At 47.4% G+C, this 20069-nt stretch carries 25 protein-coding genes and 1 riboswitch; of the genes, 15 read left to right on the top strand and 10 right to left on the bottom strand.

Going from position 1 to position 20069, the window contains the following annotated elements; genetic code table 11:
- Position 1 precedes the first annotated feature (1 nt).
- From ACKX14_RS10990 to ACKX14_RS10975, 4 genes are all read right to left on the bottom strand, one after another.
- Positions 2 to 706, bottom strand: coding sequence for a response regulator transcription factor (locus ACKX14_RS10990; protein ID WP_422447555.1), 705 nt, complete (start codon positions 704 to 706; stop codon positions 2 to 4).
- A 298-nt stretch (positions 707 to 1004) separates the two neighbouring features.
- Positions 1005 to 1532 (bottom strand): Spy/CpxP family protein refolding chaperone, encoded by a 528-nt coding sequence (locus tag ACKX14_RS10985; RefSeq protein WP_422447553.1) that lies wholly within the window; start codon positions 1530 to 1532, stop codon positions 1005 to 1007.
- 155 nt (positions 1533 to 1687) lie between these two features.
- Entirely contained in the window at positions 1688 to 2185 is a 498-nt protein-coding gene (locus ACKX14_RS10980; protein WP_422447551.1) for an ECF transporter S component, read from the bottom strand.
- A gap of 123 nt (positions 2186 to 2308) precedes the next feature.
- Positions 2309 to 2818: a transcription repressor NadR gene (locus ACKX14_RS10975; protein WP_422447549.1), complete on the bottom strand. Its 510-nt coding sequence runs from the start codon at positions 2816 to 2818 to the stop codon at positions 2309 to 2311.
- Positions 2819 to 3088: 270 nt separating this feature from the next.
- Positions 3089 to 3171, top strand: a riboswitch (cyclic di-GMP riboswitch).
- Between the two features lie 210 nt (positions 3172 to 3381).
- Here ACKX14_RS10975 and ACKX14_RS10970 point away from each other — a divergent pair.
- From ACKX14_RS10970 to ACKX14_RS10945, 6 genes are all read left to right on the top strand, one after another.
- A complete protein-coding gene (locus ACKX14_RS10970) occupies positions 3382 to 3651 on the top strand; it encodes an HU family DNA-binding protein (protein ID WP_422447547.1) in 270 nt (89 codons plus the stop codon).
- A gap of 136 nt (positions 3652 to 3787) precedes the next feature.
- Positions 3788 to 4018 (top strand): hypothetical protein, encoded by a 231-nt coding sequence (locus tag ACKX14_RS10965; protein WP_422447545.1) that lies wholly within the window; start codon positions 3788 to 3790, stop codon positions 4016 to 4018.
- Complete coding sequence (gene mobA, locus ACKX14_RS10960; protein WP_422447543.1) at positions 4002 to 4643, top strand: molybdenum cofactor guanylyltransferase; 642 nt, start codon at positions 4002 to 4004, stop codon at positions 4641 to 4643. Before ACKX14_RS10965 ends, mobA begins: the two co-directional genes overlap by 17 nt.
- 90 nt (positions 4644 to 4733) lie before the next feature.
- Positions 4734 to 5054, top strand: coding sequence for an ArsR/SmtB family transcription factor (locus ACKX14_RS10955; protein WP_422447541.1), 321 nt, complete (start codon positions 4734 to 4736; stop codon positions 5052 to 5054).
- Positions 5055 to 5114: 60 nt separating this feature from the next.
- Complete coding sequence (locus ACKX14_RS10950) at positions 5115 to 6290, top strand: permease (RefSeq protein WP_422447539.1); 1176 nt, start codon at positions 5115 to 5117, stop codon at positions 6288 to 6290.
- A 65-nt stretch (positions 6291 to 6355) separates the two neighbouring features.
- A complete protein-coding gene (locus tag ACKX14_RS10945; RefSeq protein ID WP_422447537.1) occupies positions 6356 to 6598 on the top strand; it encodes a thioredoxin family protein in 243 nt (80 codons plus the stop codon).
- A gap of 78 nt (positions 6599 to 6676) precedes the next feature.
- On the opposite strand, the gene ACKX14_RS10940 is transcribed toward ACKX14_RS10945, so the two are convergent.
- The 5 genes from ACKX14_RS10940 to ACKX14_RS10920 all read right to left on the bottom strand — a co-directional run bounded on the left by ACKX14_RS10940 (position 6677) and on the right by ACKX14_RS10920 (position 9782).
- Entirely contained in the window at positions 6677 to 7084 is a 408-nt protein-coding gene (locus ACKX14_RS10940) for an arsenate reductase ArsC (RefSeq protein WP_422447535.1), read from the bottom strand.
- Between the two features lie 127 nt (positions 7085 to 7211).
- Entirely contained in the window at positions 7212 to 8282 is a 1071-nt protein-coding gene (gene arsB, locus ACKX14_RS10935) for an ACR3 family arsenite efflux transporter (RefSeq protein ID WP_422447533.1), read from the bottom strand.
- A 78-nt stretch (positions 8283 to 8360) separates the two neighbouring features.
- Positions 8361 to 8624, bottom strand: a complete 264-nt coding sequence (locus ACKX14_RS10930; protein WP_422447531.1) for a MoaD/ThiS family protein — start codon at positions 8622 to 8624, stop codon at positions 8361 to 8363.
- 28 nt (positions 8625 to 8652) lie between these two features.
- A complete protein-coding gene (locus ACKX14_RS10925) occupies positions 8653 to 9393 on the bottom strand; it encodes a [Fe-Fe] hydrogenase large subunit C-terminal domain-containing protein (RefSeq protein ID WP_422447529.1) in 741 nt (246 codons plus the stop codon).
- A 17-nt stretch (positions 9394 to 9410) separates the two neighbouring features.
- A complete protein-coding gene (locus tag ACKX14_RS10920) occupies positions 9411 to 9782 on the bottom strand; it encodes an ArsR/SmtB family transcription factor (protein ID WP_422447527.1) in 372 nt (123 codons plus the stop codon).
- Between the two features lie 352 nt (positions 9783 to 10134).
- Between ACKX14_RS10920 and ACKX14_RS10915 the strand changes: the two genes are divergently transcribed.
- The 9 genes from ACKX14_RS10915 to ACKX14_RS10875 are packed head-to-tail and all read left to right on the top strand — an operon-like array spanning position 10135 to position 18784.
- Positions 10135 to 10461 carry a hypothetical protein gene (locus ACKX14_RS10915; protein WP_422447525.1) on the top strand — a complete coding sequence of 109 codons (327 nt, stop codon included), beginning with the start codon at positions 10135 to 10137 and terminating at the stop codon, positions 10459 to 10461.
- Positions 10462 to 10467: 6 nt separating this feature from the next.
- Positions 10468 to 11514 carry a V-type ATPase subunit gene (locus ACKX14_RS10910; protein WP_422447523.1) on the top strand — a complete coding sequence of 349 codons (1047 nt, stop codon included), beginning with the start codon at positions 10468 to 10470 and terminating at the stop codon, positions 11512 to 11514.
- Positions 11515 to 11538: 24 nt separating this feature from the next.
- Positions 11539 to 13584: a V-type ATP synthase subunit I gene (locus tag ACKX14_RS10905; RefSeq protein ID WP_422447521.1), complete on the top strand. Its 2046-nt coding sequence runs from the start codon at positions 11539 to 11541 to the stop codon at positions 13582 to 13584.
- 19 nt (positions 13585 to 13603) lie between these two features.
- Complete coding sequence (locus tag ACKX14_RS10900; RefSeq protein WP_422447519.1) at positions 13604 to 14023, top strand: ATP synthase subunit C; 420 nt, start codon at positions 13604 to 13606, stop codon at positions 14021 to 14023.
- Positions 14024 to 14035: 12 nt separating this feature from the next.
- Positions 14036 to 14344, top strand: coding sequence for a V-type ATP synthase subunit F (locus tag ACKX14_RS10895; RefSeq protein ID WP_422447517.1), 309 nt, complete (start codon positions 14036 to 14038; stop codon positions 14342 to 14344).
- Positions 14345 to 14354: 10 nt separating this feature from the next.
- Complete coding sequence (locus ACKX14_RS10890; protein WP_422447515.1) at positions 14355 to 14978, top strand: V-type ATP synthase subunit E; 624 nt, start codon at positions 14355 to 14357, stop codon at positions 14976 to 14978.
- A gap of 3 nt (positions 14979 to 14981) precedes the next feature.
- A complete protein-coding gene (locus ACKX14_RS10885) occupies positions 14982 to 16766 on the top strand; it encodes a V-type ATP synthase subunit A (RefSeq protein ID WP_422447513.1) in 1785 nt (594 codons plus the stop codon).
- Positions 16756 to 18129: a V-type ATP synthase subunit B gene (locus tag ACKX14_RS10880; RefSeq protein WP_422447511.1), complete on the top strand. Its 1374-nt coding sequence runs from the start codon at positions 16756 to 16758 to the stop codon at positions 18127 to 18129. The genes ACKX14_RS10885 and ACKX14_RS10880 overlap by 11 nt, the downstream gene beginning before the upstream one ends.
- A gap of 7 nt (positions 18130 to 18136) precedes the next feature.
- Entirely contained in the window at positions 18137 to 18784 is a 648-nt protein-coding gene (locus ACKX14_RS10875) for a V-type ATP synthase subunit D (RefSeq protein WP_422447509.1), read from the top strand.
- 35 nt (positions 18785 to 18819) lie between these two features.
- Here ACKX14_RS10875 and hydF read toward each other — a convergent pair whose 3' ends face one another.
- A complete protein-coding gene (gene hydF / locus ACKX14_RS10870; RefSeq protein WP_422447579.1) occupies positions 18820 to 20049 on the bottom strand; it encodes a [FeFe] hydrogenase H-cluster maturation GTPase HydF in 1230 nt (409 codons plus the stop codon).
- Between the last annotated feature and the right edge of the window lie 20 nt (positions 20050 to 20069).

Raw genomic sequence — 20069 nt, 5'->3', positions numbered from 1 at the left:
ATTAACCTCCCAGTTTATATCCCATGCCGTAGACTGTTTTTATGTAATGGGGGTTCGCCGGGTCGTCGCCCAGCTTTTTCCTCAGGTTGCTCATGTGAGTGTCGAGAGACCTCTCATAGCCTTCATAGTAATCTCCCAGCACCTCTTCCAGTATCTGCAGGCGGGAGAATACCACACCCGGGTTTGAAAGAAGCAGGGCGAGGATTTTGTATTCGGTGGGGGTAAGAGGTATGCTTTTACCGTTTAGTGTTACGCTTTTTTTCATCTGATCCAGTTTGATACCCTCGTATTCCAGAATGCCTTCCCCCCCGCCCTCCGGCGCCTTTCCGTCAAGCTGTCTTTCGATTCTCCTTAAAACCGCCCGGATGCGGGCAGCAAGCTCCCTCAGACTGAAGGGCTTGGTTATGTAATCGTCCGCGCCGAGCTCCAGCCCCAGGAGTTTGTCCACTTCTTCCGATCTTGCCGTAAGCATAATCACCGGGGTTTGTGAGGCGGCACAAATTTTTTTACACACTTCATAACCGCTCATTTCCGGCATCATGAGGTCCAGCACCACAAGGTCCGGCTTTTCAGATTCAAAAAGCTGAAGGGCTCTTTTCCCGTGGGACGCGGTAATTACTGAATAACCTTCCTTCTCAAGATAGGTTTTTATTAAATCTAGAATTTTTATCTCGTCATCGACTACCAAAATCCTGTATTTACCCATAAAAAACATCCTTTATTCCGCAATTTTATAATACAAAAAGAGGCGAGTGCCGGCGGGCCTTTTACTCAAATGCCGGCGGCCTTTTACTATTTAATGCAGAATAGTTTCATTTTTTAATTTTGTCATCCTTAAGTATAGCATTTAACCATCGTTGTTACAATGATCAAAGTGGATTGAGGGAAAAGCTGACTTCGCAAAATATTCAATATGCTTCAAGTAATGAAGTATCGCAAAACAATGGAATAGGGGTAGCCATTGCTACCCCGACGAACCACAGTCTTTATATAATTATGATTTTTTACTGCTGTTGCTGCTGAGTCCAATTGAAGCCGTTCATCATGCCTCTGCCGCCTCTCATGCCGAAACCGAAGCCGCAGTCAAAGCCAAAGCCGAATCCGAAACCTCTGCCAAAACCCTTGCCCTTGAATTCGCCCAGCTTGTCGAGCTGTTCTTGAGTTAAGACGCTTTTTGCTTTAGTGGTAAATTCTTCGCTGATTTCCCTAATTTTTTGCATCAGGGTGTTGATTTCACTTCTTTTTTGTTCAATGGCACTTTCATCGGGTTCGTTATACAGGTAAAGGTTCCTCAGCTCCAGGTGTTTTTTGGCGAGTTCATTTCTTAAATCCAACACTTTGTCAAAATACTCATTGTTGAGCTCCCTCAGTTTGGCATACTGTTCATCGGTAAGGTTGAGCTGGGAAAAAATCGGAGTCCTATTGGGCTTCGCCGCGGTCTGAGAGCCGGTGTCCTGGTCTGCCAGCGCCACGACGGCTATGCCCAGGACCAGCAATCCCACCATGCTGAGAAGGAAAATTTTTTTAAACACAGCCACCACTCCTTTAAATTTTTTGTCTTTCTGTTTTTATTATAACCGGCGAATTTCAGAAATCTTTAAGCAAAATCTAAAGAAAATCTTAAGATATGTATTTTAATAGCGTCTAAAACGTATCATTAAAAAAGGTGCGTAAATACTTACGCACCTTAACCCGAACTTTTTACGAACTTGATGGCGCCTGATAAGACCGTCCTTGCTGCGAATACCGAGATAAGGCCGTCGGCAAAGTGATGTATAAAAGTCCCGACACCCACCACCACGAGGGCGGTGTAAAGGTCAAAACCGAAGAGCATCACCATGACGGCTTCTCCCAATGCGTGTATGGGCGCTGTTAAAATGATTGCCTTTTCAAAAGAAAGCCCTTTTTTTATGAGAATTGCACCTGCGAGCCCGAAAACGGTGTGGATGAACGCCCGGGCGGCCACGACCGGCCCTAAAATTATAAGGAAACCAATGGTGGAACCCACCCCTACCGTGACGGCCACGAGAGGGTTTATTAACATGGCCAGCATCGAGGGGACATGGGATGCGAGAGTGGCTGAAAAAGGAGGGATATAGATCCTGAGATAGCCGCCAAACGCAATTGGGATGACGAGAGACAGGGCGGTTAAAAGAGCTCCGGTTACCATGCTTTTTGTCTTCACGGCTGTTGCTCCTTTCAAGGATATGTGATCTGGCTGCCGGTACGCCGCAGACCCAAATCATATCCGGGATTTGGTTTAATTATACTGCATATACACCTGTATAGTCAATAGTTTATAAAAAAATTATTTTAAAAGGATACCCTTTTTTCGGAGCACATCTTCAGCCATTTTTATGGAGTCTTCATTTAGAGCTTCCACCGTATGAAGGTGCACGCCTCCGGTCAGCCTGGAAAGCAGGGTGGCTCCGTGTCTTTTCACCTTTTCCATAAACTCTTCCACATCGGAAGAGTTTTTAAGCATGAGCATACCGTGAAGTTCCCCGTACAGGGGATGTTCCACGATCACGTCCAGCACTCTGCAACCGCATTCTATAAATGTCATGAGCTCGTCTCTCGTCTCGGCATCACCGTGCCTCACGGCGACCTTCTTTGCTATGAGGGGCACGGGTTCCGCCGCCATGTATCCCCGGGATGTGGCGATTATATCGTTTCCCGAAGCCCTGAGGATGGCGATGTCCTGCACGATTATCTGACGGGTTACCCCAAACATCTTTGCAAGCTCGCCGCCGGATAGCGGCCTTTTTTCCGCCTTTAAAAGGTCCAGGATCCTTGCCCTGCGTTCATCGGCGCTCATTTTTCAGTCCTCCAGTTTCTAATGCTGTTTATCCACCGCCGCTTAAAAAAGTTAAGCTTCTTCCTCTGCCGGTTTTGTCACATTCCATGATTTTAGTATAATGCGCCGTATAAAATATTGCAACAGAATTGCCGTTCATCTCCCGCCAAAAATTCGCGAGGGAAGATACCTTGAATTTATATTGGTGTAATTTTAAAATTTTTATCGAAAAAAGAAGGATTTTCCATTTTAATGTCGAATGGTAAAATAAAGAAAAATATAATGAGAGGATACCGAAAAGGGCAAACCTGTCGAAAGACAGGGACGCAAAGCCACGGGTCTAAGGCGCAAGCTATGACAGCCGGGCTGCCGAAGTATCGAATTTAAAGGTACTTCTGTGCCCTTGCGGTACGGAAGTTTTTTATTTTACATTGCAGGTGCAAAAAAATTAAAATGCCTGGAAACCGGAAAACGGCCACGCTTCCTGCCGGAAGAAGATATACTTTGAGCCGGCTCTGGAGCCGGCGGCGCTAAAAATTTGAGCGGAGCAAAAGTAAGTTGGATAAGAAAAGGAGGTCTGAGTTATGAACAAAGCCGAACTTGTGGCGGCCGTGGCGGAGAAGGCCGGTATGACTCAAAAGGATACCGCCAGAGTCATTAACGAGTTTATAAACGTGGTCTCGGAAGCCATGAGTAAAAGAGAGATTGTAAGAATAGTAAATTTTGGTACTTTTAAAGTGCGCGAACGTGCGGCGAGGACCGGCAGAAACCCGGTGACGGGTAAAAAAATGCAGATTCCCGCACGGGCGGTTCCGGTGTTTACACCCGGAAAAATGTTAAAAAAGAGTACATAACAGAAAAAGAGGAGAAATTTTTCAGGCAGTAAGAATGGCCGTTTTCCATCCTGCTCCTTTTTGAACCACCTTTTGAACCACAGGATGGGCAAATCCCCCCTTAAAATAAATAAATTCCCTTTCTAAAAACGGCGGAATGTTATTCTGCCGTTTTTTTTACACTTGTATATTGATATTTCTTGGAGCATGGTCTACACTTAAAATACCGATGTTCCTTTTTGAGATGTCAGCCCTGGGTTACGAATTTGCCGTTACCCGATGGATCGTAGATGTGGCGGGGGTAATCATCATTTCCGCCTTAATCGACAGGCTGATGAGTATTGAAGAAAAGAAGGAGATCTATCAAAAACATGCGGTTGAATTTTGATATGTGTCGGGAGAAAATGGCTTGCTCGGCGGTTGTTTTATGCGGGGGTAAGTCTTCAAGGATCGGAGTAAAAAACAAAGCACTGCTGAAAATCGGGGGTTTGACCATTATTGAAAGAATATATTCCGTACTGGCGCCTATATTTGATGAGGTTTTTATTGTGGCAAACAGCCCGGCAGAACTGCTTGATTTAAACCCGGAATTCAGTATATATACTGATGAAACGGAAAGCCGAGGGCCATTGAGCGGGATTTATACGGGATTAATAAAAATGAAGGGTGAAGCGGGTTTTTTTTGTGCCTGCGATATGCCCTTTTTAAATGAGGAATTAATAAAATACTTGATTAAATCAAGCGCAGGGTGGGATGTGACCTGCCCCAGAAAGGACAATTACGTGGAACCTCTTCATTCCGTGTACAGAAAGACATGTATCGAACAAATTAAAAAGCTGCTGAACTCCCCGGGCGCGGCTAAAGTCCAGAGCCTGTACCGGCAGGTTAAAACCAATTTTGTCGATATAAAAAATCTGCCCTGCAAAACGGGCCCGTATGATTTTTTTAACGTTAACACGTGGGAGGATTACCGAAAAGCAATAGAAATATATGAATTAATAAATGACAGGTGACGATGCGGGATTATTGACACTGTACTAACTATATGCTAATATAGGAATATAGCCAACATAATATTTATTGCCGGTGAGGAGATGATACAGATGCCGCGTGATATTTACGAAGTCAGGTCATCCGTTTTTAAAGCACTTGCACACCCCACAAGGCTCAAAATCCTGGACCTTCTTGGGTCGGCGGAAGAACTTTGCGTATGCGAAATTGTGAAAGAGCTGCAGATTGATCAGCCTACGGTTTCAAAGCATTTGTCCATATTAAAGAATGCCGGCATAATTGATAGCCGTAAAGAGGGCCTTATGGTTTTATATAAGCTAAGGATTCCATGTGTGCAGGACTTTTTCCGCTGCGTCGATAACATCATTAAAGAGGATATTACGGCTAAAATCGGATTTTTCACAGACTCATAATTATCGGTTTATACTGCGATTTCACATGAGCAAAGTTAAAATTTTAAAGGGGAGAAAATTATGCAGACCTGGAAAAAATTTGTTATAATTGTAGGCGTATTCCTGGCGGCCTATTATATGCCGCTTACAAGCCACAGATTTACCGGTGCAGTACTTGAATCCTTATATATGCTTCAGGATTACGCGAGGCTTCATGTTCTTACATGCCTTATCCCCGCACTTTTCATAGCCGGCGCCATCGCCAATTTTATATCACAGGAAGCAGTTATTAAGTATTTTGGCAGCGAGGCAAAAAAGTGGGTTTCATACGCCGTGGCATCGGTATCCGGGACAATTCTTGCGGTTTGTTCCTGCACTGTACTGCCCCTTTTTGCAGGAATATACAAAAGGGGGGCGGGGCTGGGGCCTGCCATAGCGTTTCTCTACTCCGGACCGGCTATTAACGTGCTTGCAATAATAATGACGGCAAGGATTCTAGGAGCCAAGCTCGGCATTGCCCGGGCAATAGGGGCAATGATGTTTTCAGTCATCATAGGGCTCATCATGGCTGTTCTATTTAAAAAAGAGGATAGCGAACGGCTTAAAAAATCTGCCGGAAAAAACGGTGCCGGCATGGAAGAAGGGCGGTCCTTAACACAGAACCTCATATACTTTGCAAACCTGGTTTTTATCCTTATCTTTGCCGCATGGGGTAAACCCACCCAACCGGTGGGATTTTTCAGTGCCGTATATAATATAAAGTGGTATATCATAATCATTTTGCTTGTATTGCTGGGATTCATTCTTATTAGATGGTTTAAAAAGGCCGAGCTTTCCTCCTGGATGGAATCCACCTGGGGCTTTGCACAGCAGATACTCCCACTCCTGTTTATCGGTGTGCTGGTAGCGGGATTTCTGATGGGAAGACCCGGGATCGACGCAGGAATCATTCCGTCCAGATACGTGGCAGCGGTAGTGGGCGGAAATTCAATATTATCCAATTTTATAGCATCGGTTGTGGGAGCATTTATGTATTTTGCCACACTAACCGAAGTGCCCATACTCCAGGGGCTGCTGGGGTCCGGCATGGGGCAGGGCCCGGCGCTGGCACTGCTGCTTTCGGGTCCGGCACTCAGCCTCCCAAGCATGCTCGTCCTAAACAGTATTTTAGGACCGAAAAAGACAGTCACATATGTTTCACTTGTTATAATAATGTCAACGATAGTCGGTTATATTTTCGGAATGATTGCGGGATGAAACTGCTGGTTGGAAGGGTTTTCCTTCTGCAAATACAATGACATGAAAAATAGGGAGGTGAACTCATGGAAATTAAAATTTTGGGGACGGGATGTCCAAAGTGCAAGGCTTTGGAGAAAAATACCCGTGAAGCTTTAGAGGAACTGGGAATCACTGCCGAAATTGAAAAAGTTACACAGATAAACAAGATAATGGAATACGATATCATGTATACCCCCGGCCTTGTGGTAAATGGAGAAGTCAAGTCTTCGGGCAAAGTACTGGATAAAGAGGATATCAAGAAAATATTAGCAGAGGCTCAGCAATAACGGAAAAGGGGAATCATTCCATTTATAAGAATGATTCCCCGATTTTTTAAAACATAACCATCAATCTTGTGTTTTTTTTTACAAATCAAATTCATTATTTTTTATTCTTTTTATCAGAAGCTTTACCTTTTCTTCTATCAAGTCTCTAATCCTTCTGAATTCTTCCACCGGCTTGCCGGCGGGGTCGTCAAGCCTCCAGTCTTCCCTGTGCTTGCAGGGGACAAACGGGCACTCCACCCCGCACCCCATGGTGATTAAAATGTCGAGCCCGGAGGGTATATCTTCCAGCAGTTTGGGATACTGGCCGCTTATATCTATGCCTTTTTCCTTCATGACAAGAACCGCGTTTGGATTTATTTCCGCCGCAGGATTCGTCCCGGCGCTGTACGCCTCAATCATGTCGTTTCCGTAATGCCTGGCAAAACCCTCGGCCATCTGGCTCCTGCAGGAATTTCCCACACATATAAAACCCACTTTTATCTTCATAAAACCAAATCCTTCCTTTAATTATTTTTTGATTTTAGACATCCAATGCTGCAGATGCATCACCAGCTGATGATGAAAATGTTGCTTTATATATCAGAATAGTTATTTGTTACTTGCGGCGGCATGGTTACGCAGTCGGAAACCAGTGCCGCGTAGCATTGGCTATTCTCACCAGCGTCAGCATAATGGGGACTTCCGTCAAAACACCCACAACCGTGGCCAGGGCGGCTCCCGAATCCAGGCCGAAAAGCGATATGGCCACGGCTACCGCCAGTTCAAAAAAGTTGCTGGCTCCTATCATTCCCGCGGGAGCGGCGATGTCGTGAGGGAGTTTCCACAGCATGGCCCAGAAATATGCTATAAAGAATATAAGAAAAGTCTGGATTATGAGGGGGACTGCGATTAATGCGATATGCAGCGGATTTCCAAGAATTATCTCTCCCTGGAATGAGAAAAGAATTATCAGGGTAAGGAGCAGCCCGATGATGGTTACGTTATCGAACTTTTTCAGAAATACGTTTTCAAAATAGTCCAGGCCCCTATACTGTATGATATATTTTCTAGACAGGTATCCTGCAGTAAGCGGTATAACCACAAACAATACCACCGATAAAAATAGGGTATCGTAAGGAACTCTCACATTGCTGACTCCCAGTAAAAATGCCACAATAGGAGTAAAGGCAAATAAGATGATGAGATCGTTTGTCGCCACCTGCACCAGCGTATAGGCGGGGTTTCCCCTTGTCAGGTAGCTCCATACGAATACCATGGCGGTGCAGGGCGCCGCCCCCAGCAGTATTGCTCCGGCGAGGTAACTTGTGGCGAGATCCGGTGAAATCCACTGTCTAAATACAACTCTCAGAAAAAATCCCGCAATAAGATACATTGTGAAGGGCTTGATGAGCCAGTTTGTAACCCACGTGACAATAAGCCCTTTTGGATTTTTGGTGGCGCGCACGATACTGGAAAAATCAATTTTTAACATCATAGGGTAGATCATCAGCCATATCAATATAGCAACAGGTATGGAGACATGGGCGTATTCAAACATGCTTAAAGTCTCTGGAAATGCTGGGAACCACTGTCCTATGGCGACTCCCACGATAATGCACAGCGCGACCCATAGTGTAAGGTATTTTTCAAATAAGCTCAGACCTTTTTTTTCACTTGCTTTTGTATTTTTGGTAGCAGATTCCATATGAATACCTCCAATTTTTGGTTTTAATAAATATTAAAACTTATCACCAACTCAACAGTATGCCGTCTTATAAATTTCTCACCCTCCTATTGCAGGCTGATATAATCTCACTTCCTGGCCTTCTTTTAAAGTTGCCTCTTTGTCGGTCATCAGGGTCTTATTGTCTACAACATAATAAATGTATTTTAAATTTATCGAACTGTGATTTAGTCCTGGAAAGCGTTCAATTATTATTTTTTCTAGGTCTTTTATTTTAATCTCTCCATCTACTTCAAGGTCCACCTGATCTTTCTCGGTATAAGCGTTCAAAGGCCATGAAAATTGAACGGTGACTTTTCCCATAAAATATCCTCCTCATAAAGAGATGAATTTAATCAAATGCCAGAATTCTTTTTTGATAAAAGCTTGTTCTTTGCTCTAATGTTTTTGTAGAAGTTATCCCGGGGCCGTTTATGCACCCCCCTTCACACGCCAGCAGTTCCATTGCAAGGCAATCGGGTTTTTCATATTCCCAGTTGTCTAAAAGTTTAATAACGCTTTCAATCCCGGATTTATAGTAAACAAGCGCACCTAATTTAACCCACAGCGGCGCATCTGAAAGAAAATTCTCTTCATTTTGCTGGGATATGCTAATACCGTGCCTTTTGAAGACCTCTCTGATCTCTCTGAAAGTTAAGACAAGGTCTAAAGTGGTCTCATTGTAAAAGCGGGACTGCTCCCATTTTTTTGCCATGCAGGGGCCTAAAAAGACTATTTTTGCGTCGTTAAATTTTCTTTTTAAACGACGGGCGTGCAGTATCATCGGAGATGGCAAGTTTAATATAAATTTTTTTAAATGGGGGTAACGTGTTTCGATCAAGTTCCATACGACAGGGCATGAATTGAAAATTACAGGGTTATTTGATTTTTTTACAGCTCTATGCCTTGCTTCTATAATTTCGGGCAGTACTGCTATGGTTTCTTCAACTCCATAAAACCCAAGGCTCTTGAGTGCGCCTGCGATTTTTTTAGGGCGTTCATCAAATTCAACAACATATGACGGGGCAATGCTGGCAACGATCTTTGACCCCCGGGTCAGCCAGTGCTCCAATACCTCCATATCATTGTTCACATAGAATCCCTCTCTGTCTAAAGATAAGCGGCAAGCTTTCCTTCTTTTAACTGCTCGCAGGTAATCCCGCTTTTTTTATATATTGACAATTTTTCCCTGTCTTTTTCGCACTGCTTTATTTCGCTTAGCCCTTCTTTTAAAATCGCTTTTAAAAAAGGATACTTATCAAGCATTTCTTTGTTTATACGGTAATATACATAATGGGCCCTTTTTTCATATGTTACCAAATTGGCGTTGCTCAGTTTGTTTAAATGTCTTGAAGCATTGGATTGATTAATATTTAATAAGACTTCCAGCTCACAGACGCAAAGTTCGGTTTCCATCAGCAGGTTAAGTATTCTCAACCGGGTCTCATCTGCCAGGGCTTTCAATAAACATAACAAAGACAATACTTTCAGCCTCCCGAAATAATATGATTATATTCAAATTTAATCATATTATACATTTCATAAGAATAAACGTCAATAATTATTTGTTTTTGGATGGCAAAATCGTCAGGACAAAACAACAGATAAAAATCGACTCTTCAGCCGGAGGAATGGTAAACAAAGTATATTGTATACGACCCTTTTCCGCAAAAATACAAAGAGCAAAGTTGATATAGAACAGATTATTGCTGTATAACTACAATAAGCCGGGATAAAAGGCGGTATTCCGGGTTTTATCGGAATTGCCTTTAAAAATCAAAGGAGTAATATATCTATATAACTCGTTAAAATCAGAATCCTGGCTGGCAAGGTGATGCATATGGAAGAACAGGCCATCATGAGGCTGCTGGAGATTGACACCCGGGCGACGGAAATCCAGGGCAAAAGGGAGAAAGAGCTTGCCCTCCTTGAAAAACGGTTAAAAGACGAACTGCAACAAACGGCCCGGCATCTGAATGAAGAAATAGAGAAAACGGCTGAGGAAACCCGTGACCGAATAACGCGGGAGGCGCAGGAAAAGGTGGAGCAGATAAACGCCGGGACCGCGGCCATCCTGCAGAAAATGGAAGAGGAATTTGAGACGGTTAAAAAAGATATTGAGCAGGAAGTTTTGAAAAAGATTTTTAGCGTTGAGAGGTAATAAGATATGGATACGGTGACCCGCTATGCCGCAGTGAACACCAAGATACGGGCCATGGAAGGACGCTTTTTGAAGAAGGACGACTATGCGAATATGATACAGAAAAGGTCCGTGGCGGAGGTGGCCAGGTATCTCAGGGAATATACATCATACAGGACTTTTCTGGAAGACGTAAACACGGAAAAAGTCAGCAGGAGAAATCTGGAAGAAATTTTGAAGAGAAACATGATAAACAACATAGACAGGTTGATGCATTACTATCACGACAGCTACAGGGATTTTATCCGCTCCCTCTATATGAAGTACGAGATAGAGGACTTGAAAAGACTCGCCAGGGCCATAGCCAACGGCAGGAAAGAGGAAATACTTCGAGAAATCCCTCACCTGTTCATCGGCAAATACAGCCGGGTGGACCCGCAGCGGGTTTTTGAGGCTGGAACAGTCAGGGAATTGATATACTCCGTGAGGGGCTCCGAATTTTACGATTACCTGGAACCGCTTCTGGACGGCAAAAGAGATAACCTCTTTAGATTTGAAATGGCTTTGGACATGGCGTATTTCAGCATAATCCGGGAGAACTGGAAAAGGATATCCGCGGCGGACCGCAAGGTCCTGGAAAAATGGCAGGGCGTGGTGGCGGACCTTTACAACCTGCAGTGGGTGTACCGGGGTAAAAAATTTTATCGCCTGTCACCCGAAGAATTGTTGAACTACACGATAAATTTCGGGGACAGGCTTACGTTTGCGGATCGAAAGGCCCTCTGCTATGCAAAAAGTCTTGAAGAGCTGTACAGGCTGACCATGTCGACCGGTTACGGATTTTTGTTTAACAAGGAAGAGACGCGGGACATATACATGGAAAGGCGTTTGAACAGGTATATATACTACAGGCTGAAAGCCTTAAAACGCCTGTACCGGATGAATATAATACAGACCGTAGCTTACGTGCTGTTTCTGGAGTTTGAGATAAGGGACATCATTTCCATCGTGGAAAGCATCAGATACAACCTGCCCCCCGATGAAGTTAAAAAATTTCTTGTGAGGGCCGTATAGTGGCAATCAGGAGGCGATTTTGATATGGCAGTGGAAAAAATGAAAATCATGGGGGTAATTGGCAAGGCCAAGCTGACCAGCAGGATCCTTCGCCTGGTGGTGCTCAATGGGAGCCTGCACATGATTAATGCCCTCTCGAGAGTGAATTCCAGCGACTTTATCCTGCCGCCGAATGAGAAAAATATAGAGGCTCTGGAAGAACTGCCTTTTTTAAAGTCCTATTCTTCAAAAAGGGATTTTTCGCGGGATGAAGAAGTGGTAAAATCTCTGATGGACCTTTTCAACATAAGACCCGAAGTGCTGGTCGAAAATCTGGGACAGGATTATGATTACGACGACTACATGAAAAACCTGTCGGGCATCTATGAAAAAATCAAGGCCAGCGCCGGTGAACTTAAGGAGCGGACGGCCTCCATAGAGAAAAAGAACGAGTACATCAACAACCTGAGGTTTTTGGAGCAGTTGAACATTGATGTGGGCCGCCTTACAAAAATGAAATATCTCACCTTCCGGCTCATTAAACTGCCGAAAGAAAACTACACAAGGTTAAAGCAGAATTACGAGAACATACCGGCGGTGGTAAAGAAGGTGGCTGTGGAAGGCAGGAACGCCGTTCTCGTCTCCATAACCCCCAACAGCCTTGAAGAGACCGCCGAAAAAATATTCGGCTCTTTGAACTACACCCAGCTTTCCATCCCGGAAGGCTATGACGGAACGGCTTCTCAGATCATTGAAAAATTGAGGCAGAGCATTGACGAAGACCGGAAGGTCATCGATGACCTTAAAAAATCCCTGGAGGAGTATAAAAGGCAGAACCTTTCCGAAATAGAAAAAGCTTATTCAAGACTGGAAATGGAAAAAAAGGTGGAAGAATTAAAAAGCAACCTGGCCTTCGGGAAAAACCTGTTTTTCATGTTCGGCTTTGTGCCCGTAAGCCGGGTGAATGAACTCAAAGAGGAACTGGAAGGGCACTTCAGAGACGATATAATAATCCTTATAGATGATGTCGACAGTCCCCGGGCGGGCCTGACTCCTCCGACAAAACTAAGCAACATCGGGATTTTCAGGCCCTTTGAATCTCTTGTGAAGATGTACGGCACCCCGGCCTACAACGAAAAGGACCCCACCGTTTTTTTCGGGCTGACATACATGCTGCTCTTCGGCCTGATGTTCGGTGATGTGGGCCAGGGCCTGGTGCTCTTTTTATCCGGACTCATTCTGGAATTTGCCATGAAAAGGAAATCTCTGGGTGGCGTGCTGGCGAGGATAGGGGCCAGCTCCACCCTGTTTGGATTCTTTTACGGCAGCGTCTTCGGTTCGGAAGAGATAATACCGCCGCTTATCGTAAGGCCCATGGCCAATATCAACTATATGCTAATAAGCGCAGTGGTGATTGGCGTGATACTTATCACCGCCGGCTTCATATATAACATCCTGAATTCCAGCATTCAAAAGAATCTGGAGGAGGGCGTTTTCGGGCGCAACGGTGTGGTGGGTCTTGCCTTCTACCTGCTGCTGATATATATAATCGCCGGTCTCGCATTGGGCAGGAGCGGGTATACCCCGGCGGAGGCCTACATCATGGCCGTACTGCTGCTGTTGATGGTTTTCAAACAGCCCTTATCCAACAAGCTGACGGGCGCCCCAAGGCTGTACAGTGAACCGCCGGCCGACTACTACGTTGAAGAAGGTTTCGGCGTCATAGAGACACTCCTTTCCATGCTGTCCAACACCATATCCTTCATAAGGGTCGGCGCCTTTGCTTTAAACCACGTGGGACTGTACATCGCCTTTTCTACCATGGCCCGCATGGCGGGGAGCAAATCGGCCGGTATCGTATTGCTGGTGCTTGGAAACCTGGTGATTATCGGCCTTGAAGGGCTGATAGTGTTTATCCAGGCCCTCAGGCTGGAGTACTATGAACTCTTCAGCAAATACTTCAAGGGAGATGGTATTGAGTATGTTCCCGTAAGACTTTCGGTGCAGCCCAGGGTGAAAAGAAGTTTACACATATTCCGGATGTTGAGGGCGGCCGGGAAAAAGAGCGTTAATCTTAAAATGGCAATTTAAAAAATTGGGGGTATTCATCATGTATGTGATTGTATTTTTAGCTGTAGCTATTTCAATACTGACCGTTGCGGCGGGGTTTTACATGTATAAGAAAGGCGACGGAGCCGTCACGGCGGCGGCCAGAAAAGCGATAAAATACAGCGTGGGTCTTTATTCGGCCCTTGTGGCCGTATTCCTGTTTTTCCTGATGCCTGAGCAGGCTCGGGCGGCGTCTGCAGGCAATCCGCAGGCAGGCATGGGGTTCCTGGCGGCGGCCCTTTCCACAGGCCTTGCCACCATAGGTGCGGGTTACGCAGTCGGGGCCGTGGGTTCGTCGGCACTGGGCGCGGTATCCGAAGACCCGAAAATCCTCGGCAAGACCCTGATATATGTGGGCCTTGCCGAAGGTATAGCCATATACGGCTTGATCGTATCAATCATGATACTCGGCAACCTGTAGAGGGGATGGCCCATGAAGGTTTTTCTTTTAAGCGACAATACCGACACCCTGACAGGATTGCGATTTGCGGGAGTTGAAGGGGAGGTTGTCCATGAAAGGGATGAGGTTTTGCGAGAATTAAGGAGGCTTTCCTCAGACCCGGAAATAGGCATTCTTCTCATTACCGAACTCCTGGCGGAAAAGGTTAAAGAAGAGGTCGACAACCTTAAACTTTCCAGGAGCCTGCCCGTGATCGTGGAAATCCCAGACCGGCACGGCAGCAGGCGGCCCGCCGACTTTTTGACCAGGTATATCAGGGAGTCGGTGGGACTTAAGATTTGAGGTGATTGAAGTGGCCACCCTGGAGGATAAAATCAACCTCTTTACCAAAGTGATCTTTGACAGGCTGGAAAGCGAATACGAGGCCAGGAGGCAGAGGCTCCTGGACCAGTATGAACAGGAAAAGGCCGGTATAACCGGGGAATATGAAAAGAGAAAAGAAGAAACCATTGAAGAGGTAAAGAGGGAAGCGGAGATAAAAAAGCAGCGGATGATTTCAAAAGCCCTGTCGGACCGTCACCTGTCTTTGCTTAAAAAAAGGCAGGAGCTTGTAGACAGGATAATGGATGAGGTAAAACGGCAGGCGGGAAATTTTATCGAGACGCCCGCCTACGGAGATTTTCTGAAAAAGGCCGTTTCCGAGGTCACCTGTCGTTTTACACCCGGGCAGTTTGTGGTCTACCGGTTCAGCGCCCGAGACGTAGAAAAAAACGGGCGGGAGATCGCGGATTTTATCAAGACCCTGAGAGGCGAGGACAGCTTTAGAATCGAAAAATGCGACGATATGGTCGGCGGAGTCTTTGCCAGGAGCGGCGACGGCAGGGTTGAGGTAGATTATACGGTAAATACCACCATAGAGGAAAGTCGCCGGCTGGTGGGAGAGCTTATCTCCCAGCGGCTGGGCGAGGGGGTGTAAATTTTGGAAAAAAACGGTGAGATTATATATATAAACGGCCCTGTGGTAAAGGCAAAACACATGGAAGGCTTCATGATGAGGGAAATGGTAATGGTTGGAGAAAAGAGGCTCATCGGGGAAGTAATATCTCTGGAGGAGGACCTCGCCACCATTCAGGTATACGAAGAGACCTCGGGCCTCAAGATGGGGGAGCCGGTGCGGGGCACCGGCAAGCCTCTTTCGGTGAAGCTTGGCCCGGGAATCATCGGCAATATCTTCGACGGGATAGAAAGACCTCTTTCCAGAATTTACGCTTCAGGTTTCAGCTTTATCCCGGAGGGCATAGGCCTTATATCCCTGGATGAAGAGAAAACCTGGGACGTAAAACTGCTGGCGAAAGAGGGGGATGTGCTGAAAGGGGGGGATGTTTTCGGCGAGGTGCAGGAGACGTCCTTTGTCGTCCATAAACTCATGGTTCCTCCCGAAATCGGCGGAAGGGTGGTTTATGCAAAAGCCGACGGCCGGTATAATATAAATGAGACTCTGGTAATCCTTGAAGACGGCAATAAAAGGCATGAGCTCAAGATGTACCAGGAATGGCCCGTCAGGACGCCCAGGCCCGTGGCCAAGAGAATGCCCATAGAAAAACTGCTGGTCACCGGCCAGAGGGTTATCGACACCTTTTTCCCGCTGGCCAAGGGCGGCACCGCCGCCATACCGGGAGGCTTCGGCACCGGGAAGACCATCACCCAGCACCAGCTGGCCAAATGGAGCGATGCCGACATTATTGTCTATATAGGCTGCGGCGAGCGCGGCAACGAGATGACGGAGGTTCTGGAGGACTTCCCCAAGCTGAAAGACCCCAGGACTCAAAAGCCTTTGATGGACAGGACGGTGCTCATAGCCAACACCTCCAACATGCCGGTGGCCGCCAGGGAAGCTTCCATCTATACCGGCATAACCATTGCCGAGTACTACAGGGACATGGGCTACAACGTGGCCATCATGGCCGATTCCACCTCGCGCTGGGCCGAAGCCCTGAGGGAAATCGCCGGCAGGCTGGAGGAGATGCCCGCCGAAGAAGGCTATCCCGCGTATCTCGCGTCAAGGCTTGCACAGTTTTATGAGCGGGCGGGATACGTTAAAAACCTCAACGGGAGTGAGGGCTCAATTACGGTAATAGGCGCCGTTTCGCCGGCAGGCGGAGATTTTTCCGAGCCGGTCACCCAGGCCACCAAAAGGGTGGTGGGGGCGTTCCTGGCGCTGGACAGGGAACTGGCTTACGCCAGGCATTTCCCGGCCATAAACTGGCTTTCTTCCTACAGCGGCTATGTGACTATGCTTAACGACTGGTTCAGGGACAACGTGGCGCCAGACATGCTGGGACTCAGGGTCAAAATGCTGAAACTTCTCCAGGAAGAAAACAAGTTGATGGATATTGTCAAACTCGTGGGCGAGGACGTGCTTCCAGACGAACAGCGGCTTACACTGGAAATCGCAAGGATAATCAAAATGGGCTACCTCCAGCAGAACGCTTATCACAAAGAAGATTCTTACGTCCCCCTTGCCAGACAGTACGGCATGCTAAGGGTGATCGACAGGCTCTACGAAAGAGCCAGGGCCTGCATTAAAAAGGGGATTCCCATTTCGCGGGTTAAAGATGAGAACCTCTTTACCGAGATAATCATGATGAAGTACAACTACTCCGGGGATAAGCCCGGTTTCTTTGACGAGATGGCCGCCAGAATAGACGAATACTACGACGGCCTTGAAAGCGTATACAAAGAAGGTGCAAGTAATGAAGGTTAAATATTTAAAGCTTGAAAAAGCCGAAGGCCCGCTTATTGTGCTGGACGGCGTAAAAGACGCGGTTTACGATGAAATCGTAGACATAGAAGAAGCGGATGGAAGGCACAGGACGGGCAAGATCGTCCAGATAGACGGCGGCAGGGTCATAATACAGGTCTTCGAAGGCACATCGGGGCTTTCCCTGGACGGCGCCGGCGTTTCTTTGAGCGGCAGGCCCATGGAAATCCCGGTATCCCGGGAGATTCTGGGCAGGGTACTAAACGGCATCGGCCGCCCCATAGACGGGGCGGGGGAGATATACTCGCCGAGGATGTACAATGTAAACGGCCGTCCGATGAACCCGGTGGCAAGGCTTTACCCCAGGAACTATATTCAGACCGGTATTTCCGCCATCGACGGGCTTATTACCCTCATCCGGGGCCAGAAGCTGCCCATATTTTCGGGGGATGGCCTGCCCCACAATGAAATCGCGGCCCAGATCGTAAAGCAGGCCAGGATATCCGAAGGCGAAGCCGGGAAGTTCGCCGTGGTGTTTGCGGCCATGGGGATAAAACACGACGAAGCGGATTTTTTCCGGAAAAGCTTTGAACAGGCCGGAGTTATGGACCGGGTGGTGATGTTTTTAAACCTGGCCGACGACCCGGTGGTGGAACGGATAATAACCCCGCGTTGCGCGCTGACGGCGGCCGAATACCTGGCCTTTGAGTGCGGCATGCACGTGCTGGTCATCATGACGGACATCACCAGTTATTGCGAGGCCCTCAGGGAGATTTCCTCCGCAAGGGAAGAGGTGCCTTCGAGAAAAGGCTACCCCGGCTATATGTATTCCGATCTGGCCAGCCTTTACGAAAGGGCCGGAATGCTCAAGGGTTCACCCGGGAGCATAACCCAGATACCCATACTCACAATGCCCAACGACGACATAACCCACCCCGTGCCGGACCTGACAGGCTATATAACCGAGGGCCAGATTGTTTTAAACAGGGCCATGCACCAGATGGGCATCTACCCTCCCATAAATGTGCTGCCTTCGCTGTCCAGGCTTATGAAAGACGGCATAGGCGAGGAGTACACCCGGGAGGACCATCCAGACGTGGCCAACCAGGTTTTTTCAGCCTATTCCAGGGTTCAGGATGTGCGGGCGCTGGCTCAGGTCATCGGCGAAGACGAACTTTCCGAGACGGACAAAAAGTACATGGAGTTCGGGAGGCAGTTCGAAAACATTTTTGTAAAACAGGGGTTTGACGAAAACAGGGATATAGAAAAGACTCTGGACCTGATGTGGCGGCTTCTTTCGATCCTGCCGGAGCAGGAGCTCACAAGAGTGGATCCTTCCCTTGTGAAAAAATACCTGAGGAAGTGATGGCCTTATGCAGGAAAACATAGCTCCGACCAAGGCGAATCTGATGGCCGCCCAGGCGGCTCTTGCCTTTTCCAGGAAGGGATACGAACTCCTGGACAAAAAGCGCAACGTCCTGATAAGGGAAATGATGGGCCTGATGGACAGGGCGGAGGAAATACAGAATAAGGTGCGGGACATTTTCAAAGACGCCTACGAAGCCCTGAAGACCGCCAACATAACGCTGGGGATCACCGAGGTCTACGAGGTGGCCAAATCGGTGCCCCTCGCCACAGAGTTTACCGTTCTCACCCGCAGCGTCATGGGCGTCGAAATACCCACCATAAGGTATGAAAAGCAGGACCTGGAGCACTATTACAGCTTTTACCACACCAATACCGCCCTGGATGTGGCCATGCAGAAATTCCACGAGGTAAAGTACCTGCTGTATGAACTGGCGGAAGTGGAGGATTCGGTCTACAGGCTGGCCACGGAAATCAAGAGGACACAAAAGAGGGCCAACGCCCTCAAAAACATCCAGATACCCAGATACGAATCCATCGTAAAGACGATCTCCGAAGTGCTGGAAGAAAAGGAAAGGGAAGATTTCTTCCGGCTGAAGATACTGAAGAAGAAATTTGTGAAAAGGGCAAAGAAAACGCAGCTCCTGCCGCAGTAAATTTTTCAGATTGATACGACTCTACGGTCGAATTTTCAACCCGGGAGATTTAGGATTGTGTGAGCGTAGGGAAACGGCTGCAGCGCCCTATCCAGTATACCGTGAATATAAGCTATCAGCACCCCGTAGTTTACCACGGGGATATTTTTTTCTTTGAGAACTGAGAGGCGGTAGAGCATTTCCCTGCGGTTCAACATGCAGGCTCCGCAGTGGACCACCAGCTTGAATTCATGCAGGTTTTCGGGGAAGGAAAAGCCGCTGGACCACTCGAAGTGCAGATCCCCTCCCGCCACCTGCCGGAGCCAGCGGGGGATTTTTACCTTACCTATGTCGTCGGCCTGGCGGTGGTGGGTGCAGGCCTCGGATATCAAAACCCTGTCTCCGGGCTTCAATTCTTCCACGGCCTTAATCCCCGCCACCAGCTGGGCCAGATCCCCTTTATGGCGAGCAAACAGGATGGAAAAGGAAGTCATCCACACGTCTTTTGGCGTATCGGCGGCCACTTTCAGAAACGCCTGGGAATCGGTGACCACGATCCTGGGCTTTTTTGAAAGATGGTCGAGGGTTTCTTTGAGCTCATGCTCCTTGGTAACGATAGCCATTGCATCGTGGTCGAGGATGTCCCGTATGGTCTGCTGCTGCGGGAGAATCAGCCTGCCCTTTGGGGCAGCTTTGTCTATGGGTATAACCAGCACCACAAAATCGCCCGGATTTATCAAATCGCTGATTATGGGAAGCTCGGAAAAATCGGCCGGGGCCTTATTGATTATTTCCCGCTTTAACTCTTCGATGCCCTGTTTTTTCAATGCCGAAACCTCTATGAGGTTTGTCCCCAGGAGGTTTTCCCATTTTTTCTTGTCTTCCCCGGTGTAGTTTGCCAGGTCTTTTTTATTAATTACCCCCACCAGCGGTATATTTTTTTCTCTTACCTTCCGGACGATGTCCATGTCGTAATCCGTGACGCCGACCCGGCCGTCGACGATAATCACCGCCAGGTCGGTTTTATTTAATACCTGGTATGTCTTTTTTACCCGGAGCTCGCCGAGCTCCCCGACATCGTCTATGCCGGCGGTGTCGATGATGACCACCGGCCCCAGCGGCAAAAGCTCCATGGCTTTAAACACCGGGTCGGTGGTGGTGCCGGCCACTGATGACACCAACGCTATGTCCTGATTTGTGATAGCGTTTATCAAGCTCGACTTGCCCGCGTTCCGGCGCCCGAATATGGCGATGTGCAGCCGGCTGGCGGTGGGAGTGGCGTTCAGACCGCTTTCCATAAGTTTTC

Source organism: Thermorhabdus hydrogeniformans (genome assembly GCF_049310025.1).
Classification (GTDB): Bacteria; Bacillota; Thermosediminibacteria; order Thermosediminibacterales; family Tepidanaerobacteraceae; genus JBJYKD01.
This window is presented reverse-complemented; position numbering and strand designations above follow the sequence as displayed.

Bases quoted from the DNA above. Each gene is read 5' to 3' on its own strand.
- ACKX14_RS10990 (WP_422447555.1), bottom strand. From the start codon at position 706: ATGGGTAAATACAGGATTTTGGTAGTCGATGACGAGATAAAAATTCTA.
- ACKX14_RS10975 (WP_422447549.1), bottom strand. From the start codon at position 2,818: ATGAGCGCCGATGAACGCAGGGCAAGGATCCTGGACCTTTTAAAGGCG.
- ACKX14_RS10970 (WP_422447547.1), top strand. From the start codon at position 3,382: ATGAACAAAGCCGAACTTGTGGCGGCCGTGGCGGAGAAGGCCGGTATG.
- ACKX14_RS10965 (WP_422447545.1), top strand. From the start codon at position 3,788: ATGTTATTCTGCCGTTTTTTTTACACTTGTATATTGATATTTCTTGGA.
- mobA (WP_422447543.1), top strand. From the start codon at position 4,002: ATGCGGTTGAATTTTGATATGTGTCGGGAGAAAATGGCTTGCTCGGCG.
- ACKX14_RS10955 (WP_422447541.1), top strand. From the start codon at position 4,734: ATGCCGCGTGATATTTACGAAGTCAGGTCATCCGTTTTTAAAGCACTT.
- ACKX14_RS10950 (WP_422447539.1), top strand. From the start codon at position 5,115: ATGCAGACCTGGAAAAAATTTGTTATAATTGTAGGCGTATTCCTGGCG.
- ACKX14_RS10945 (WP_422447537.1), top strand. From the start codon at position 6,356: ATGGAAATTAAAATTTTGGGGACGGGATGTCCAAAGTGCAAGGCTTTG.
- ACKX14_RS10940 (WP_422447535.1), bottom strand. From the start codon at position 7,084: ATGAAGATAAAAGTGGGTTTTATATGTGTGGGAAATTCCTGCAGGAGC.
- arsB (WP_422447533.1), bottom strand. From the start codon at position 8,282: ATGGAATCTGCTACCAAAAATACAAAAGCAAGTGAAAAAAAAGGTCTG.
- ACKX14_RS10930 (WP_422447531.1), bottom strand. From the start codon at position 8,624: ATGGGAAAAGTCACCGTTCAATTTTCATGGCCTTTGAACGCTTATACC.
- ACKX14_RS10915 (WP_422447525.1), top strand. From the start codon at position 10,135: ATGCATATGGAAGAACAGGCCATCATGAGGCTGCTGGAGATTGACACC.
- ACKX14_RS10910 (WP_422447523.1), top strand. From the start codon at position 10,468: ATGGATACGGTGACCCGCTATGCCGCAGTGAACACCAAGATACGGGCC.
- ACKX14_RS10905 (WP_422447521.1), top strand. From the start codon at position 11,539: ATGGCAGTGGAAAAAATGAAAATCATGGGGGTAATTGGCAAGGCCAAG.
- ACKX14_RS10900 (WP_422447519.1), top strand. From the start codon at position 13,604: ATGTATGTGATTGTATTTTTAGCTGTAGCTATTTCAATACTGACCGTT.
- ACKX14_RS10895 (WP_422447517.1), top strand. From the start codon at position 14,036: ATGAAGGTTTTTCTTTTAAGCGACAATACCGACACCCTGACAGGATTG.
- ACKX14_RS10880 (WP_422447511.1), top strand. From the start codon at position 16,756: ATGAAGGTTAAATATTTAAAGCTTGAAAAAGCCGAAGGCCCGCTTATT.
- ACKX14_RS10875 (WP_422447509.1), top strand. From the start codon at position 18,137: ATGCAGGAAAACATAGCTCCGACCAAGGCGAATCTGATGGCCGCCCAG.